This is a genomic window from Candidatus Rhabdochlamydia porcellionis (genome assembly GCF_015356815.2).
Classification (GTDB): domain Bacteria; phylum Chlamydiota; class Chlamydiia; order Chlamydiales; family Rhabdochlamydiaceae; genus Rhabdochlamydia; species Rhabdochlamydia porcellionis.
In genome coordinates this window covers 519,220-537,560 of record NZ_CP075585.1, presented here as the reverse complement: position 1 = coordinate 537,560, position 18,341 = coordinate 519,220, and the positions used below count along the sequence as shown (strand labels likewise).

Below are 18,341 nucleotides of genomic sequence, written 5' to 3'. Positions count from 1 at the left end.
CAATTCTTCTATTTAACTATTTTTAGGCCAGTACTTATCAATCAATGTTTGTTTTATTCCTACTTCGTGTTGATCAAAACACTCAGAGAGGGTCTGCCATAATAAATTAAGCGCTTTCTCTAAAGGAAGATTCACGTCCAAACTCATCATCCGCTCTTCAAACAATTGCGCAAAGACAATCAACTTCCTATGCCATACTGAAAGCGGAAAACCCATACTTTGCTGCTCTCTGGCTTTTTTAGCATCTGCATATAAACGAATCGAGGCATTGGCAATAGAGCCGTGATCTTCGCGGGTTACTTTCTCAATCACGTTTTGCTTTAAGCGCGATAAAGAACCAAAAGGATCGATCCTGCCTCCATGTAGATAAAACTGTCCTTCTGTGATATATCCTGTATTATCGGGAATTGGATGTGTTACATCTCCGCCTGGCATAGTTGTCACAGAAATAATTGTAATCGATCCACTGCCATCTATATCTACTGCTTTCTCATAACGAGAAGCAAGATCAGAATATAAAGAACCAGGGTATCCTCTTGTAGAAGGGACTTGATCCATAGTAATCATGATCTCTTTGATCGCATCGGCAAAAGCCGTCATATCGGTTAAGAGCACCAAGACATTTTTATCTTGCATAGCAAAACGCTCTGCACAAGCTAAAGCCATATCTGGAACTAAAAGGCATTCCACCGCAGGATCAACTGCCTGGTGAATAAACATCACTGTTTTATCTAAAGATCCAGAGGTTTCTGCATTATCGATAAACGCTTGGTAGTCATCAAAACGCAATCCCATTCCACCAATAATGACAACATCTGCATCTGTTTGATTAGCAATGCGCATCAACAAAGCGTTATAAGGTTCACCTGCAACAGAAAAAATCGGGATCTTTTGTGATTTAACCAGACAATTAAACACATCGATCATAGGAATATTAGTCCGCACAAGCTCATGAGGAACAATTCGTCTTACAGGATTAAAGGAAGCGGTTCCTATCTCTATTTCATCCCCTACAACTACTGGACCTTTATCAATCGGTTCGCCTGAACCGTTTAATCTTCGTCCTAAAAGAGCATCGCTGCAAACAGCCTGCATTTGCCTGCCTAAAAAAGTGACTCGACTATTTGTCGCAATTCCACGGGTATTTTCAAAGCACTGCAAGGTTACAAGATCGTTTTCAATTCTTAGTACAGAAGCATATAGGCTACGGCCATTCTGCTTTTGAATACGCGCTAATTCTCCAAGGCCAACTCCTTCTGCCTTAACTGTGATTAAATTACCTCGCATATCAACAATTTTGTCATACACCTTCTTCACTGGATCGTTCCTTTATGTTCTTCTGCGGTTTGAATCTTTTTTTCTATTCGGTTAAACGCTTGCCGATACCGATCTGATTCAAAAGGCATAAAATTCATATTCTTGAGCTCATTTTGAAAATCGAGAAAAAAAGATCTGGCATCATCATGCGATGAAAAAGAAAAGGATGTATTAAATATTTTATCAATTAAAATAAATAGCGGAATTTGCCTATCTAAAGGACAATACGCGTCCTCTTTATCAAAGGCATTTTGTTGTAGATAACAAAATTCATATAATTCTGATTTAAGAAAGATCAACATATCATCCATTGACACTCCTTCTTCTCCCACCACCTCCATACGTTTTCCAATTTCATCTCCATCTCGCAAGAATCGAGCAGCTGTTTTTACCATATTTCCCCAACCAGGAACTATTTTTTGGAGCTCTACGCTTACCTTTTCAATATATTTGCTCCAGGAAATTAAAGGATTGATAGCTGGATATCTACGTGCATCAGAGCGCTCCCTAGAAAGTCCATGAAAAGCTCCAACAACAGTAAGCGTTGCTTGTGTTACAGGCTCTTCAAAGTTACCCCCTGCTGGCGATACGGTTCCTCCAATTGTTAAAGAACCCGTTCTATCTTGAGAAAGTGCAACCACTCCTGATCGTTCATAAAAAGCAACAATGCGAGAAGCTAGATAAGCAGGGAAAGCCTCTTCTCCTGGAATCTCTTCCAAACGCCCCGACATCTCCCTCATCGCTTGTGCCCATCTGGAAGTAGAATCAGCTAAAAGCAAAACATTCAGCCCCATTTGACGATAGTACTCAGCAATTGTTGCTCCTGTGTAAATAGAAGCTTCTCGCGCTGCAACAGGCATCGAAGATGTGTTACAAATAACCACCGTACGACTCATTAAAGACTCATTTGTATGAAAGTCGGTCATATAGGGAAATGTGCGCAATAATTCCACTACTTCTCCCGCGCGTTCTCCACAGGCAACAATCACTACAATATCTACGGAAGAATACTTAGAAAGATGGTGTTGCATAACCGTTTTACCTGCGCCAAATGGACCAGGAGAACAAAAGGTCCCTCCTTTTAATACAGGAAATTGCGTATCTAAAATACGCAGACCCGTGCTCATCATTTGACTGGGTTTTATTTTCTCCCCTTCAAACAAAGGCACTTTAACCGGCCATTTTTGAGACATGGTAAAAGCGTACTCTTTTCCTTGATCATCAACACCACGAGCAACTACTGTGTCAACAGTGTAAGCACCTGCTTGAATTACCCATTCAATGGTGTAATGATCAAAGTATACAAAAGGCACCATAATCTGATGATGAAAACGACCTTCCATAGTAAATCCTAGAGAATCTCCACGATGTACTCTATCCCCTATGTTTACAGTGGGTTGAAAATCCCAGCGACGATTCCTATCTAAGGGTGGAAGATAGACTCCACGATTTAAGAAAAGACCTGCAGCATCAGCTACTTTCTCTAAGGGATTTTGCAATCCATCGAAGATAGAGGTTAAAAGCCCAGGACCTAATTCCGCCTCTAGTAAGTGTGAGGAAAATTTTACTGGACAACCAAAAGATATATCTCTAGTGTCCTCAAAAACTTGAATTTTAGCAGCATTTCCTATGATTTCAATCACTTCAGCTTTTAGAGGGTATTTTTTATCTAATTGGATCATGACTACTTCCCCTTGTTGAATATTCCCTTGGTATTCGACATGAAGTAAGTTTCCAAAGACTTTTTTTACCAAACCAACCGCTTCTTGTTTCATCGTAGAATTCATCCTTATTTATCCCGTTTGAAATGCCTCAAGAATTTTTTTCCCTTCTCTTTTATCCAAATAGTAAAGAGATTCCACTAATATAAATTGCGCTACATAACAGAGGATATGATCTATAGAAAACAAGCTTTTACTTGCTAGATCTGCAATAGCTGCAAACTGATATTCTGTAAAGGCTCGATATTGTTCCCAAGGGTCTTTATAATAGGTAAAAAAGATCTCTTTTAAGCGTGCATATTCAAGAGGAGGTGTGTATCTTTCTAAATCCTTCTGCAATAAAATACTTGCTACAAAAGGATCTAGAGGGTCCTCAAATTGAAGCTCTTGTAAAAGATCTTTTTTGGCTTGGATAGCTCTTAAGCTCAGTAAAACCAATCTAGATTCCCTTTCAAAGGCTAAATAACTTTTTAAAAAACCTTTTTGTTTAGCAATTTCTTCTGCAAAAAACTGCGTAAATAATCCCCAGAAATTTTTTAACTTTGTTGCATTGTCTTCAAATTGATCTAGAAAATCAAAAATATATTGAGGTAAATCACTTTTTAGAAGTAGAGCTTCGTCTAATTCTTTTTCTGAGAAATTCCCATGCGGATCGATAGGCTTTCCTAAAAGCAAATTCCTTATATTTGATAGATCCACAGCTAAGCGCAATACTTTGATTTTCTCTAAATCTTTGCGGCTTAAATTTACCTGTAATAGACTGATTAACTCTTCGAAAGATAACTCTACGGGCTTATCTAAAGAAAGAGGAGGCAAAAAAGGCACTAAAAAAACATATCGACTCATTAAAAAATCCTTATTTATCAGACTATTTTTTAAAGATTATTTCATGAAAATCTCTACGACTATATCGCTCTATAAGCTCTTCTAAAGAAGAATCTGTAATTTCTATGGAGATGTTTTTATCATGGATTTTCAACTCAATTCCACCATGGATAGATGATTCAATCAAAACAGATTTTTCTTGTAATTTTTCTAAGGTATTTTGTAAAAGAAGCGCATTTACTTCTCGAGCAGGAACAGATTCTGGAATGTAGATGCTTAAATCCGATTCAATGCCCTCTTTTTCAATAGCGCCTATAACCGCATTAATCAGTCGGGATAAAACTTCTGGCTTATTCATCTCATTTTTAAGCAAATGCAATAATTCCTTGTGGAATATATTCTCTTTGATTTCCTGCTTTAACGCCTCAATGACTTGTTTACTTGTCTGAGATAAAGAAGATTGAAAAATAGCTCTTTCTTTTTGAATTTTCTCTTGAGCATCCGAGAGTAATTGCTTTTGTTTTAAGTAAGCCTGCGCAATAATTTCTTGAGCTTGTAGACTAGCTTGTTCTAATATTTCTTCAGCCTGCTTTTGAGAGGGCTCTAATGTTTCTTTGCGCAGAACATCGCAGATCTTTTTTACTTTATCTTTTCCTGTCTCCATTATCAAAAACCTTGTGTTTTTATAGAACAATTTGACACTTCAAAGAACCAAGGCGATACATAAGCGCACTCGGATGCTATTACTTATACTTGAACAAATGATAAATCGGCTATAAGTTATTGACTTTAAGATGATATTTTTCATTCATCTGACTAATTAAAAAATTAAAGTTTACAATAAACCCTTCTGTTTGTGATAAAATTAGCTATCTTTTTTAGAGGAATAAATTCATGAAAAAAGCAATCTGTGCACTTTTGTCCGTTACTACACTTATAAGCAGTCCTTTATATGCTAATAAATGTTTAGATGTATACCAACAAGAAATAAATGAAGTTTGGGAAACAGGAGCTGCTGTAGAAGATAGTAACTTCACAGCTATTTCTACTAGCATGATTGGTTGGGGAATTGGCTTAGCTATAGGAATTGTAGTTTTAGCTTGTGTAATCCATCAAAGTAGAAAATAAGTGATTTATGCTCTACCAGGATTTTTAGGCCTACCTTCGGATTGGTCAGCTCTAAAAAAAGAGGTCTCCTCTGTAATTGCCATTGATCCTTATCAAATTACTCAACCCGAGCAAGGTTTATATAAATGGGCTCAAGAGTTTAATAAAATACTTCCAAAAGAGTCTATTCTCTTAGGTTATTCCATGGGAGCGCGTCTATGCATGCACACTCTGTTGGGAAATCTCCCTAAAGCTCTTATTTTGATTTCTGGTAATCCGGGCTTAAAAACGCAACTAGAGAAAAAAAAGCGCTTCAGATTAGACCTCAGATGGGCAAAGCGTTTTCAGAAAGAGCCTTGGGAATCTTTGATGCATAGCTGGAATAATCGCTCTGTGTTTTCAACAGCTCCTCTTATACTCTATGAAAAAGACCATTGCCGCAATACCCTCTCTTCTGCACTCAATCATTGGTCCTTAGCTCATCAAATAGATTTTTCCACTACCCTTGAGCAAGCATCTATTCCTATTTTATGGATTACAGGTAAGCTAGACGAAGCCTACTCTAAGAAATCTATGAAACTCTCTCACCCTCTTTCCCAAAGCTGGACTGTCACTTCTTCTGGACATCGAGTCCCCTGGGAACAACCAAAGGCTTTCTTCAAAATACTCCATCAATTCTTAAGATCGATTGAATAAAACTTAAACAGGAATCTCAGCAATTTCCCAAGTCCAGTGACTATTAGAATCACTTCCATCTTTAGGAATCGTTACTAAAACCCTTGTAGTAAAAATAGCAACTGGTTTTTCACGAAAACAAGAGCTTTCTAGATCTGTTGTTTTATATAACAACTTGCTTTGCACTTTAATTTCCATGTTATCTTCTGTTATTGTCACATCAATGATGCTTTTTTCTGGAGAATCGATAACACTTAATCCAAGCACATCATGCTGAAATGCCTTTGCTAAACCTCTAAAAGGTTCTAAAAGAATGCTCTGTTGCACTTGATCCATCATTTGAAGAGATAGCTCTTCACTTATCCCATAATTTTTTAAAAGTGCAAAAATTGCTTCTGCATCATTTGAAGGATCTTGAGCAAGATAAAGAACTCTATTTACATGCATTTCAAACCGCTTTAAATCATTATTTATTTGATTAAACAAATTAATCCGATCTTTTTCTTGATAAGATTTCCAGTTTTTTTGAACAATCTTACCATTTTTGAGGAGATAGGGTTCTTTTTTTTCTTGCGCAGCCTCGTACAAAGCTCTGAGAACTTCCTGCATCTCTTGAAGCGTACATACATCTTCAATAAGAGGAACAGCATGCTGCTCTTTTTTACTCACTTCAAAACGCTCTGGCTTATACCCTTCTTTAAAGCGTATTTCTTGCAAACGTTGCCTATCTTCTAAAGGAAGCGTTGCTAAAATTTCTGCTAAAGCAAGCCCTGGTTTCAAACGCTTTTCGATCACAGCCTTACCTTTACTTTGAAGAGGAATAGGAATAAGATTAGCAATAGTTGCTTCAAGATCTTCACTTGTCACTTCCTGTTTACTCATCTCTTGATGCAGGCGATCTTCAGCCATTGCACGGTTTCCTCCTCGGTCAAAGAAGTTCTTGCAATTTGTGCAAAAGTATTTCACATTTGGCAAGCGGAATTTAAGATCATCTCCTTGTAAAATATAGAAGGCTAAGATAAATGCTTGCCACTCATAGTTAGGATAGCCTGCTTCAGGCTTTGTCGGATTTTGCCCATCAAAAGAAATAGCAGCGCGTCCTCCAAACAAGGTTTGATGAGCTTGATTGAGAAGCTGATCGATTATAGAATTGCGATACTCTTCATCTTCTTCAAGGCAAGCTGGTAATCGGTTAGAGCTTCCTTCTATATAAAAGGATTCTTTAATTGCTTCTTTCAAATCCGTAAACGTCGTAATCTCTGCATAAGAGCCCTTACGATCAAAAAGATCACCTTCAACAGCCTGAAAAACGACATGAAAATTTTTATGGCTTGTCTGTAAACGATAAAGAGTTTGTGATCGACTATCTTCGTTTTCTATTTTACCTAAATCATTCAGGCGTTGATGTGATTGAATGAGGTAAGATTCTTCTCTATCTGCTATCGCTTCCAACATCCCTTCAAATTCAGGAGCAATGACTTCACCTGATTCGATATGACCCAAGCCGGTCATTCTTGACATAGCCCCTAATGTAATCCAAGCAGGAGAGCCCTTAACATGTGGCGTTGGATGACGCATGTAATAGAAGCTACGTTTCTCTCCCTTATCATTTACAAAAATTTGCTTTCCTCGCAAAAATGGAATATCTGTCATTAAAAAATCTTCCCATCCAACCGCTCCATAAGCCATCCGACGGCTTCTTTGAGTTGAAGAGACCTTCATTGAAGCAGGGGCTTCTTTCACCTTCTTATTTTTTGCCATTACAACTTGAGCAAAATTCTCTCTGGTTACAACAGAGATTTCTTCTCTTTCAGGATGCAAACGATCATATTCATCTTCATGAAGATGAAGAAGACTGTGTAAAAATCCATGGTTTTCAGGACGGAAACGAGCCTCACAAAGCGCACGTGTGAGAGTAAGACAGTCTTTAAACTCTCTGGTCTGGTCAGGTTTTTGCCGGATACTTTGATATTCCTCTGTTGCTATCACTTCGCGCAGCGAAGTAACATACTTTTCATACTGCTCTTTTGCGTTGGTATAGATAGGAACCCTATTGCTATAAGCAACTGGCCTTGTTAAATAGAATAAGGTACGGTAAAGAGCATTGATCATTAGGTTATCTTTATGAACCGGATTTTTAAACCAATTTTCAATTTTGCAAAACGTTTCATTAGAATCGATTTTAAAATCATCCTTAAGAACACGAATATATTCATTAAGAGCTGTGCGATAAGCCTGTCTTTCTAAGTTAATACCATTGGCTCCAATCATGTCATGGGTACGAATATTAGTAGACTTGATTGCAAAGAACTCAACATTAGGTACTATTGACCAATCACCGCTAGCCAAGTCAATAGATGATGTTAGTATAGAGTTTTCTTGATTAAGATGTTGCTGAAAGGAGATAGAATCTCTGCTCTCATGTTCGTTATTCTCATTTTGCACGTTAGACATATCGATAGAACTAAAAGGGAAATTTCTTGTAGAAGCAGATGACTCTAATTGTGTAGATGAAATAGATGAAGTGCTAGGCAAATCTATCCTCCTAAGATAAGAGTTTGACATACTGGAATTAGAAGAAGATGAGTCATCAAATTGAGATCCCTCCATCTTAAATCCATTAAGAACAGACGGAGTAAAAATTCCAATTGCTGCATAAATCGTAGCAATAACAGAATAGGTCAAGCTTTGAATGGCTGCGTTATAATGCCTTAAAACCATATGTTTAAGATTTAGATGAATACAGTTTAAAAATACATTTTTACTTCCTAATGCAAGATGACAAGGAATGCTAATAAAGATTACAAACACAACACTATATACAGCTTGAGCAATAGCTAGAGCATGACCGCTTAAACTACCCTTTTGCTCATGAATAGAAATCACCTGAACAATTGCTTTTAGCTGCCTATCCTCTTCTGGAACGTAATAAGAAGGTTTTAAAAATTCTTTTATAGATTGGCTCATGTCTTGAAATTAATTTAGTTATATTTTTCACGAAAATTATATCAAAAAAAAATGGATTTAAACAATAAATTAAATAATTTTTATGTTTTTTAGTATTTTTAATAAATAAATATACTATTGATTTTGTGAATTTGAGAATTTTTCTTCACAAAAATTTGCATTTTTATATAAGGTATTTTTTTATAAACTTCTTAATCTAAAGACATAATAGAAGGTTTAAAGCTTATATGTATAAAATATGCTTTTTCCTGTTTTCTCTTTTATTCTCTCTTTCTTGCTTCTCTATTACTACAGCTCAACCTTCTTGTTTTTTTACTCCTCCCCCTAATTGGGATTTTGCTGATCCTAAAATATTGGCGCCAAGAGTTAAAATTGCTTTTGTCGGTAAGACTAAGCAAGCGCTTGCCCCTTCTGTTATCCTGGCAGACGAAGAAATAAAAGTAGATTTGCCTGAGTATTTAAAAGCAGTACAAGCCATCTATGAGAAAACTCGAAAAACAAGCTGGCGTAGCATGGGCTTAATGAAAACGCAAGCAGGCCCAGCTCATCTTTTGCAAATCGATACGGAAACTAAATACGGCCCTTTACGCAAATTGCAGCTAATTTTCATCAAGGAAAATAAAGCCTATATACTAACCACAACAGCTTTAAAAAAAGAGTTCTCTAGTCACTTGAAAGATTTTCAAAAAACACTTAGTTCTTTTACATGTACCTACGATCTATATACATCTCTTCCTAAAGAACTAAAAACAGATTTAGAAAGATTAGAGAGTGCTCTTTTAAAAAAGTGGAATGCCTTACTTGTAAAAAAGAGCAGTTTTGAAGAACTATTTAACCAAAGAGAGTTTCAAGAATTGTATTGGTTGCCCCTGCAGAAAAAAGTGCTGGAAGACTGTCAAAAGCTAGGAGCATATTGGCAAGCGATCGTCTTAAGATCTATTCGTGAACAGCTTCATACAAGTTACTTGAAATGAGATGCTCTTTTCTTCTGCTTGCGCTTTTTAGCTGTAATCATTTTTCAAACTGGCAAGTAGAACACCTCTATTCAGACTGCAAGGAACATTGCTCAACCAGATTGTCTTATCTAGCTAAAGACCGTATGAGTGGCATAAATCTAGAAATAATGCGCACAGAGAACAACGTAAAAGCTTATTTGAATCTTTATCCGCACGCAATTAAACAATCAGCTGTGATTGAACTTATCACAAAAGAAGCATCCCAGCAATTTGTTGCTTATTGTCTAGAAGGCGGGCAAAAGATACTCTTGTCCCCAGAGTGCCTTGCTTTTTTTTTACATGCATTAGAAAACAATCAAGAAGTGCAAATTACAATAGGTGGTTATCAGTCCATTATAAAACCTACCGATTTCCAAGAAAATTTTAAAAAATCACAAACCTTTCCTAAGTTATTAAACCCTTTTCAATTCTCCTTCTAAACTTTATTTTTTTACTTCTCCTTAAACTCTGCGTTCGTTACCATTTGTTTTATTAATAAAGAAGGTTTATATGAATAAGCTCGAGCAACTTAAAAAAATAACAACAATTGTTTCTGATACTGGAGAAATTGAAGAAATTAAAACGTATTTACCAACAGATGCAACGACTAACCCTTCCTTAATTCTTGCAGCCTCCAATAAACCTGAGTATCAATTTTTAATCGAAGAAGCTATCCAATCAGGATTAAGAACTAAGCAAACAAACTCTTTTTTAATTGAATTAATTATCGATAAGTTATTTGTAAATTTTGGTTTAGAAATCTTAAAAATTATCCCTGGCCGTGTATCTACAGAAATCGACTCCCACCTCTCTTTTGATACAGAAAAAAGTATAGAAAAAGCTCGTCATTTAATTGCTTTATATGAAGAAGCTGGTGTCCATCGTAATCGCATTCTAATTAAGCTGGCCTCTACATGGGAAGGTATTCAAGCAGCTAAGGAACTTGAAAAAGAAGGTATTCACTGCAATATGACCTTGCTTTTTAGTTTGGAACAAGCAATAGCTTGCGCAGAGGCAAAAGCCACTTTAATCTCTCCTTTTGTAGGTCGTATCTTGGATTGGTATAAAAAACAGGAAAAAAAAGACTCTTATCCCTCTGCCGAAGATCCTGGTGTTATCTCCGTTACAACTATTTATAACTACTACAAAAAAATGGGCTATAAAACCCAGATCATGGGCGCTAGCTTTCGCAATACAGATGAAATCTTGGAATTAGCTGGCTGTGATCTATTGACTATTGCTCCTAAATTACTTGCAGAATTACAAAATCTAGAAGGCCCTCTAAAACGAAAACTTGATCCTGAATCTGCAAAAAAAACTGTTATTAATCAAATTACATTAAATGAAAAATCTTTTCGTTGGCATCTTAATGAAAATGCTATGGCAACAGAAAAACTCTCTGAAGGAATTCGCGTTTTTGCTAAAGATAGTTTAAAGTTAAAAAAATTGATTGAGCAAAAGATAAAATAACCTTCTATTCACATCAAAGCTGCTGTTAAGGTTAATAAAAATTACTCATTTGCAGAATTAACCAAAAATATTGCCTACTCTGCTTATAGAAGGATGTTTCTTTGCATAAGCAATGTATTGAACGTACTTGAAATGGAATAGATGATGAAATTTAGAAATGGCGGACTTAAAAACTATTTACAAAAAGTTTCTTAAATGAAGTTATTGGTAATGGGAGCGGGCTATGTAGGAGAGAAATTACTAAGGCATCTTCAAGCCCAAAAGCATCAGCTTAGCATTACCACAACGCGCAAAGAGCGAGTCGGTCCCCTCAGCTGCTATGGACAGAGTGTATTGCTTCCTAGGGAAGATAAAGCATTCAAGGAATTACTCGATTCATGTGATGGGATAATCATCCTCGTAGCTCCTAAAAATTTGCAAAGCTACGAAGAGGTCTATTTACAAACAGCTAAGAAGATCTTTTTTGCTTTAAAGAATAGAAAAAAACCTTTTTATCTGCTTTATACTAGCAGCACATCTGTCTGTGAAGGACAGAAAAATGAGTGGGTTACAGAAGATATGGAACTTTACCCAAAATCAGAGAGTGCAAAAATACTGCTTGAAGCAGAATATTACTACTTAAGCTGCAATGCTTCTGCTTGTATTCTTCGTTTAGGAGGTATTTATGGCCCTAAACGAGAACTACTCGATCGCGTAAAACGCTTTTCAGGAAAAACAATGCCCAGTACTGGAGAAGAGCCTACAAACCATATTCATTTAGAGGATATTATAGCTGCTGTTTTGTTTTGCTTGAACCACTCTTTAAAAGGTATTTATCATTTGGTCAATGATGATCATACATCTCGTAAAAAGCTCTACTCTCATCTTTGTCAGTTAGCTGGTATTCCTTGCCCGATATGGGGCAAAGATTTACCAAAGAGCAGTTATAAAGTTTGCAATCAGAAAATCAAATCAATGGGTTTTACTTTTAAGCATCCTAAGATTCAAAGGACTTAATAAAAGATTTGTCTAAGTAATAAGCTCTTAACATTAAGCTAAACGAAGATTTTTCTATTATTTGGTCTCTTTTTGAGTTACTTCTTATAGATTCAAGCAACCGATCAGACATCTTAATACGAGGTTTTTAGTCTGAACATTTTGCAGGCGCTTAAGAACACGCATTCTTAAGCGCCTTTAAAAAAATACGAAGATCATAGATTGAAATTCTCGTTATCCATTACAATCCCCTACTATCTCAATCAAGTGTTACCTGATTGACAAAGAAAAGGCATAATTTATGCGTTGGTTACTCTGCTTTATCTTAACTTCTCAACTGATAGCAGCTCCTTTTGAAAATGTAGAACCTTCCACTCCAGTTGAAATTGCTTCTTTAAGCGCACATCTTCTCATAGATGGATATATCTCCCCTTTATCTGGACAAATCTCTCTTCAAGAAACAGATCTTCTCATCAAAGCTGCACAAGACCTCATGCTTAAAAGAACATATGTTCCTCCTCAAATTCTTGGCCGTTATGAAGACAAAGATCGTTTAGATCGTCTGTCATTAGGAAAAGCTCTTCTACTTCAAGAAAGAAGACGATGGGTAATGTTACCTCATCTTTGGGCTGGATATAATCTCCATTCGCCTTATTTTCAAGTGTATGATCCAAGTGGTTTTGTACTAGAGTTTGAAATTTGCGATGCTAAGGGTATTTTAAAAACAAGTAGCTATGGTTTTAGCAACTTACGACAAGAAGAGCCCGATAGCACAGCAGACCTTCGCAACATAGAGTTCTTTGTAGAGCAAGATGCAGTTCGCATCATTTGGCCAGAGGGAACAGAGCGCATCTATCGAAAACAATCCCCTACACTCTACCGCCTAGAAACCGAACTACTCCCCTATGGGAAAGCGTTGCGTTACGAATATAATAACCAAGGTCTATCTAGGATCCTCTCTACAGACAAAAGCGGCAAACACATCTATGCCTCTATTACAAAATCCGGAGTCCATTCCTATATAGGATCAGATGGAAGAGAAGCCAAATTTAATTATGGAACATTCGAAATTAAAGCTAAGGCAAAACTAAAGAAAGTAAAAGAAAGCCTTTCTTTCAGAACTCCTATTCTCACACAAGCATCTAATCCTACCTATACAAATTTCATGCAATACAATGAGAGAAGTTTACTCTCGTATTATGATGCAAAAGAGTATCCCGTATCGTTCGAGTACTCCCAACAAAAAGGCTTTGTTGCTCGTATCCAACGTTTAAACACTCCATCTGGATCGGTTTTATTCTCTTATGATCCCTCCATTGCAGGACAAAAAGATGGCTGGACAAAAGCAGAATATGAAAACGGTGCATCTATTTTATATCGTTTCGATCAAAATCTGCTTCTAGTGGCAATGGAAAATTGGCACGAAGGTAAGCTCATAAATCAAAAGACCTTCAGCTATAACCCAAAGCAGCATATCCAGCGCATCGAAACCCGAGATGGGATGGGAAATCTCCTTCTTGCTCATATCTATGAATGTGATTCTGAGGGTAACGCTCTGCTTGAGCAAATTAAGGGAGATTTTGGCACTTTTTCCATTAGACGAACTTTTACTACAAAAGGTCGTTTAATCCGAGAAGAAAGAGATGATGGACTAGGTGCTGAATATACTTATCTAGAAAACACACGTCTTCTCACTTCAAAAACCGTATTAGATTGGGGAAGACCCATTCGTAAAACAACTTACCTCTATGACGAAGCCAATAACTTAATTCAAGAGACTGAAGAAGGAAAAACCTATACAAAATACATCCTTAAAACCCAGGAACCCCATCTACACCGCGTCCAGCGAGAAGAAAAACACGATTGGGAAGATCAACTGATCCATAAAATCCATTTCACTTACGACGACTATGGAAATAGTTGTAAAGAAGAACATTTTGGGTCCGATGGGAACCTAGCCTATACAATAAAGAGGATTTTCGACGCATATGGAAATCTCCTTGAAGAAACCAACCCTTTAAATCAAGTAGCCTCATACCAATACGACCATCGAGGTCGTTGTATTCATGAAGTCCTCTTTTCAAACAAGCTCTCTATTGATCGCACTTTCGATGAGAAAGGAAGATTAACTCTTCTCAAAGAAGCAGATCACATAACTTGCTTTACTTACAATGCATTAGATGATTTGATCGAAAAAACAGACTACCTTGGACTAAAAACAAATTATACATACCATCCTGTCCATCATAAACCCATCTTCATTGAATCACCTCCTACCTTACTCAAGATAACCTATGATTCTTTTGGAAGAGAAATTCAACGTTGCGATGCTTATGAAGCTAAAACAACAACTAGGTACAATAGTTATGGAAAACCCATTGAGATTGTTGATCCTGATTTAGGAGTAGAAATCTACCAATATGAACCAAATGGTCTTTTAAGCCTGCAAATCGATCCAGATGGACTAAAAACAGCTTTCACTTATGATGCTTTAGGAAGACTCCTCTCTAAAACAGTCGGCTCCTATATCACTTGTTTTACTTACGATGCCTATCACTTGATCAAGCAAATCGATCCTCAAGGTATTACTACTCGATATAAATACGATTTAGCAGGACAAAAAATAGAAGAGGTAAGAGCAAACCGCACAACGAAATTTTGCTATGATGCTCTCGGGTTTTTAGCAGCTAAAGAAAAAGCAGGTCGTTACATCACCTATGTTCATGACCAAATGGGTCAGCTACTCACAAAATCAATCGATGGTCTTCTAACCACACATTGGACCTATGACTCAGCAGGTCTTATTGCAACGATTAAACGAGCAGGAACTTTTTCTTTTACCTATGACCCTTACGATCGTCTGATTGAAATGGTCGATGAAGAAGGTGCAAAAACAAATATTACCTATGATGAAAAAGAGCAAATCTTAGTTAAAACGATCCGAGATCCAAGAAATAAAGAAATAATTGAAACCTACAACGCACACAACCTTCTTCTTAAAAGAGAAATCCCAGGTAGTGTATCAGAAGAATTCGAATACGACCGAGCTCTTCGACTCATGAGACAAGGGCCTTTGCGCTTTTCTTATACCCTCAAAGGGAACCAAGCTTCGCTAACAGAAAAAGAAATCCGAACCACTTTTTGGACCTATACGCCAGGTGGTAAAATCCAAACAAAAACAAAACCTGACGGAGCTCTTCTCTGCTATGAATATAATTCTCAAGGAGAATTGATTAAAGTAGGTTCTCGGCAGTTTCAGTACGATCGCTTAAGCCGCCTTATTCAAGGAAACGGATTTTCCAGAACTCTTGATCCCTTCGGCAATATCTTAAGAGAAGAATTCTCCAATGGGCTTCTGCTAGAAAGTACATACGATGATTGGAATCGCCCCTTAGAAAGAACGCTCCCTGATTACAGCCGTATCATTTATGAGTATGAAGGACCTTATCTTAAACGAGTAGTTCGCTTAAATTCCAACGGCTCCATCTTATACACACACACCTATGATCAATACAATGAAGTAGGGCTTACCTTATCGGAAACAGGCCTCTTTCAAACCATGTATACTTACGACAAAACCGGAGTAAGAAGAACATCTCAAATAAATCCCTACCTTAACGATACCCTAACCTACGATGAGGCAGGCAACCTTATGCAAAGAGGTTCTATCGTTTATACTTACGATAATGCTTCTCAACTCACCTCAGAAACAAATAAATTCACAGCGCAATATGATCAGTACTACAATTGCATCGAAAAAAACAAAAACCCTCAACCAGTCGATGCTATAAACCAAATCCAAGGCCTTCCCTACGATGCAAATGGAAACCTTACAAAACCTAGTTTTTGTTTTGATGTTTTTGACCAACTCATACAAGCTGCAGGAGAAGATTTCGTTTATGATGCTTTGGGAAGAAGACTGCAAAAAGGTCATACTTCCTATCTCTACATCGATGATGAAGAAATTGGATCCTTTGAAGCTTTTCAACCTCAAGAGCTCAAAATACCAGGCTATCAAAACATCGTTGCCATTGAGATAAAAAAGCACCCTTACGCGCCTGTTCAAGATGTACAAGGCACAATTCGCTATCTCATCGATTGGAAAACAAAAAAAATAGCTCAAGAGAACATTTGCGATGCATTTGGCATGGGCCTCACAGAGGCAATTCCTTATGCCTATGCAGGGAAAAGATATGATGCAAAAACAAATCCGATCTATTTCGGTAAGCGCTACTATGACCCAGAGCTTAGCCGTTGGTTAACTAGAGATCCTTTAGGTCCCATAGATCATTCCAATCTCTACCAATATGTTTTTAATAACCCCTTTGCTTATCGAGATCCAGCTGGAGAATTTGTATTAACCCTACCCCCTTTTAATCTGGGGTGCAGAATTAGCTCTTCCCTCTTTAACAGCTTTTGTCGTTCCGATTGCTTATACAGCACTCACAGGAGTTATTGCATAGGCAGGTTATAAAGTTTCTCAGGTCATTAATGAAAGAAGCTATGATAACACTCTTTTTAAAAACTCTTCTACAATCCCAGGACCGAGCAATGCTTCAAAAAAAGGAACTGGTAAAGGAAGTGGAAGACCGGACCCAATAAAGCCTTTTCCAGGAGCAAAAGGAGCACATAGTGGATTCAGAAGTTCAAAAAATAAAGTGATAAAGTATGAGACCTATAAACCACAAACCAACCCTAGAAGTCCAAAACCTTGGGAAAGTGTAAAAAGATATGATGGCCCAGGAAGTAAATCTCATCGGAACAAGGTTTTAAAACAAGATATAGAAACCCCTCATATTCATGATCCTGCTTATCCAGGAGGCATTAGGCCAGCTTTGCCTTGGGAAATCCCAAAATAACGGAATAGGTATGAAAGACGATTTTTTATGGATGCAACAATGGTATCAAACTTATTGTAATGGGAATTGGGAACACGATCTTAGAATCCATCTGGAGACTCTTGATAATCCTGGTTGGTCATTAACAATAGATTTGGAAGATACAAAACTGGCAAGTAAGAATTTCCAAGAGATAGAGGACATAGATCGATCGGAAGAAGATTGGATATCGTGCGAAGTTAAGAATACTAAATTTGAAGGAAGATGTGGCGTTGAAAACTTACCGGGAATTTTGAAAGTATTTCGTCATTGGGCTGAAAATGAACCCTTTGACCTTACCTTAGAAAATATCAAAATAACAGAAGAATCTATAGAAGAAGATGATTTTTTATGGCTGCAACAGTGGTATCAAAGCTACTGTAATGGGGATTGGGAGCATACTTATGGAGTTTGTCTCAAGAACACTGCCAATCCTGGTTGGTCATTAACAATAAATGTGGAAGATACAGATCTAGAATATGCAAATTTCCAACAGATAAAAATAGATCAATCAGAACAAGATTGGATATTTTGTGAAGTTAAGGATATGCAATTTGAAGCAAGGTGTGGGGCTAAAAACTTACCAGAAGTTTTGAAGGTGTTTCGTCACTGGGCAATGGAAAATGAACTATCTGAAAATAATGAATATACATGGGATGATCGTGTTATTGTTAAGAAAGATGCTCCAGAGCAGTTTTATCCAGGAAGAATTGGGACTGTATGTCGCATGTGGGAAATTAAATTTGAAAATATTGCGAAAGAATTTTGCTCGGAATTAGGAGACTGGATTTATCTTATAGAACTCGAAACTGGTAGAGAGATTCGAGTTGCTGGCCATTTTTTGGAGAAATACCCAGAAGTATAATGATAAAGTATGAGACCTATAAACCACAAACCAACCCTAGAAGTCCAAAACCTTGGGAAAGTGTAAAAAGATATGATGGCCCAGGAGCTGATCCTCACCATAATAAGGTTTTAGACAAAAGGATAGAATCTCCTCATATCCATGATCCTTCTTGCCTAGGAGGCATTAGACTACCTTCGCCTTGGGAAATCCCAAAATAATGGAATATGTATGAAAGACGATTTTTTATGGCTGCAACAATGGTATCAATCTCACTGTAATAAAGATTGGGAACAGAGTCATAAAATCCATCTAGGAACTATTGATAATCCTGGTTGGTCATTAACAGTAGATTTGGAAGACACAGAACTGGAAGATAAAAATTTCCAAAAGGTAAAAATAGATCGATCAGAACAAGTTAAAGAAAACAAGCGACTTATTTTAAGATTTGACAAGTTAGCTCATACTTTTTTTGCGTTAGCCGCAATCAAATTTCTGTGTTTAATTTGCTAACAGTACCATATCTATTAATGAGAAAAAAAGTAAAAATATAAGATAAAAAAAGCCC

General features: G+C 37.0%; 16 protein-coding genes. 11 read left to right on the top strand and 5 right to left on the bottom strand.

The features are described 5' to 3' along the window. Positions 1-12 precede the first annotated feature (12 nt). Genes RHAB15C_RS02495 through RHAB15C_RS02480 form a run of 4 tightly spaced genes read right to left on the bottom strand, consistent with a single transcriptional unit; the run spans position 13 to position 4,527 of the window. Positions 13-1,317 (bottom strand): V-type ATP synthase subunit B, encoded by a 1,305-nt coding sequence (locus RHAB15C_RS02495; RefSeq protein WP_194845298.1) that lies wholly within the window; start codon positions 1,315-1,317, stop codon positions 13-15. Further along, on the bottom strand, positions 1,314-3,104 hold the full coding sequence (locus tag RHAB15C_RS02490; protein WP_194845299.1) for a V-type ATP synthase subunit A: 1,791 nt from the start codon (positions 3,102-3,104) through the stop codon (positions 1,314-1,316). The genes RHAB15C_RS02495 and RHAB15C_RS02490 overlap by 4 nt, the downstream gene beginning before the upstream one ends. Before the next feature lie 6 nt (positions 3,105-3,110). Next, positions 3,111-3,884 (bottom strand): DUF2764 family protein, encoded by a 774-nt coding sequence (locus RHAB15C_RS02485; protein WP_194845300.1) that lies wholly within the window; start codon positions 3,882-3,884, stop codon positions 3,111-3,113. Positions 3,885-3,906: 22 nt separating this feature from the next. Next, on the bottom strand, positions 3,907-4,527 hold the full coding sequence (locus tag RHAB15C_RS02480) for a V-type ATP synthase subunit E (protein WP_194845301.1): 621 nt from the start codon (positions 4,525-4,527) through the stop codon (positions 3,907-3,909). 230 nt (positions 4,528-4,757) lie between these two features. On the opposite strand from RHAB15C_RS02480, the gene RHAB15C_RS02475 reads away from it, so the two are divergent. Both RHAB15C_RS02475 and RHAB15C_RS02470 read left to right on the top strand, forming a co-directional pair. Further along, positions 4,758-4,991, top strand: coding sequence for a hypothetical protein (locus RHAB15C_RS02475; protein ID WP_194845302.1), 234 nt, complete (start codon positions 4,758-4,760; stop codon positions 4,989-4,991). After that, positions 4,992-5,666 (top strand): alpha/beta fold hydrolase, encoded by a 675-nt coding sequence (locus tag RHAB15C_RS02470; RefSeq protein WP_194845303.1) that lies wholly within the window; start codon positions 4,992-4,994, stop codon positions 5,664-5,666. 3 nt (positions 5,667-5,669) lie between these two features. Here the strand turns inward: RHAB15C_RS02470 and RHAB15C_RS02465 are convergent, their stop codons facing one another. Further along, positions 5,670-8,612, bottom strand: a complete 2,943-nt coding sequence (locus tag RHAB15C_RS02465) for a hypothetical protein (RefSeq protein ID WP_194845304.1) — start codon at positions 8,610-8,612, stop codon at positions 5,670-5,672. A 227-nt stretch (positions 8,613-8,839) separates the two neighbouring features. On the opposite strand from RHAB15C_RS02465, the gene RHAB15C_RS02460 reads away from it, so the two are divergent. The 9 genes from RHAB15C_RS02460 (at position 8,840) to RHAB15C_RS02415 (ending at position 18,286) form a co-directional block, all read left to right on the top strand. Beyond that, entirely contained in the window at positions 8,840-9,586 is a 747-nt protein-coding gene (locus RHAB15C_RS02460; RefSeq protein WP_194845305.1) for a hypothetical protein, read from the top strand. Continuing rightward, a complete protein-coding gene (locus RHAB15C_RS02455) occupies positions 9,583-10,047 on the top strand; it encodes a hypothetical protein (RefSeq protein WP_194845306.1) in 465 nt (154 codons plus the stop codon). The genes RHAB15C_RS02460 and RHAB15C_RS02455 overlap by 4 nt, the downstream gene beginning before the upstream one ends. Before the next feature lie 70 nt (positions 10,048-10,117). Further along, complete coding sequence (tal, locus tag RHAB15C_RS02450) at positions 10,118-11,077, top strand: transaldolase (protein ID WP_194845307.1); 960 nt, start codon at positions 10,118-10,120, stop codon at positions 11,075-11,077. Positions 11,078-11,272: 195 nt separating this feature from the next. Further along, a complete protein-coding gene (locus RHAB15C_RS02445; protein ID WP_194845308.1) occupies positions 11,273-12,073 on the top strand; it encodes an NAD-dependent epimerase/dehydratase family protein in 801 nt (266 codons plus the stop codon). Between the two features lie 280 nt (positions 12,074-12,353). Next, positions 12,354-16,526, top strand: a complete 4,173-nt coding sequence (locus RHAB15C_RS02440; RefSeq protein WP_220716071.1) for an RHS repeat domain-containing protein — start codon at positions 12,354-12,356, stop codon at positions 16,524-16,526. Positions 16,527-16,710: 184 nt separating this feature from the next. Further along, a complete protein-coding gene (locus RHAB15C_RS02435; RefSeq protein ID WP_194844934.1) occupies positions 16,711-16,911 on the top strand; it encodes a hypothetical protein in 201 nt (66 codons plus the stop codon). A 10-nt stretch (positions 16,912-16,921) separates the two neighbouring features. After that, positions 16,922-17,794, top strand: a complete 873-nt coding sequence (locus RHAB15C_RS07250; protein WP_194844933.1) for an immunity 53 family protein — start codon at positions 16,922-16,924, stop codon at positions 17,792-17,794. Beyond that, complete coding sequence (locus tag RHAB15C_RS02420; protein ID WP_194844932.1) at positions 17,794-17,994, top strand: hypothetical protein; 201 nt, start codon at positions 17,794-17,796, stop codon at positions 17,992-17,994. Before RHAB15C_RS07250 ends, RHAB15C_RS02420 begins: the two co-directional genes overlap by 1 nt. Positions 17,995-18,004: 10 nt before the next feature. After that, positions 18,005-18,286 carry an Imm53 family immunity protein gene (locus RHAB15C_RS02415; protein WP_194844931.1) on the top strand — a complete coding sequence of 94 codons (282 nt, stop codon included), beginning with the start codon at positions 18,005-18,007 and terminating at the stop codon, positions 18,284-18,286. Positions 18,287-18,341 lie beyond the last annotated feature (55 nt).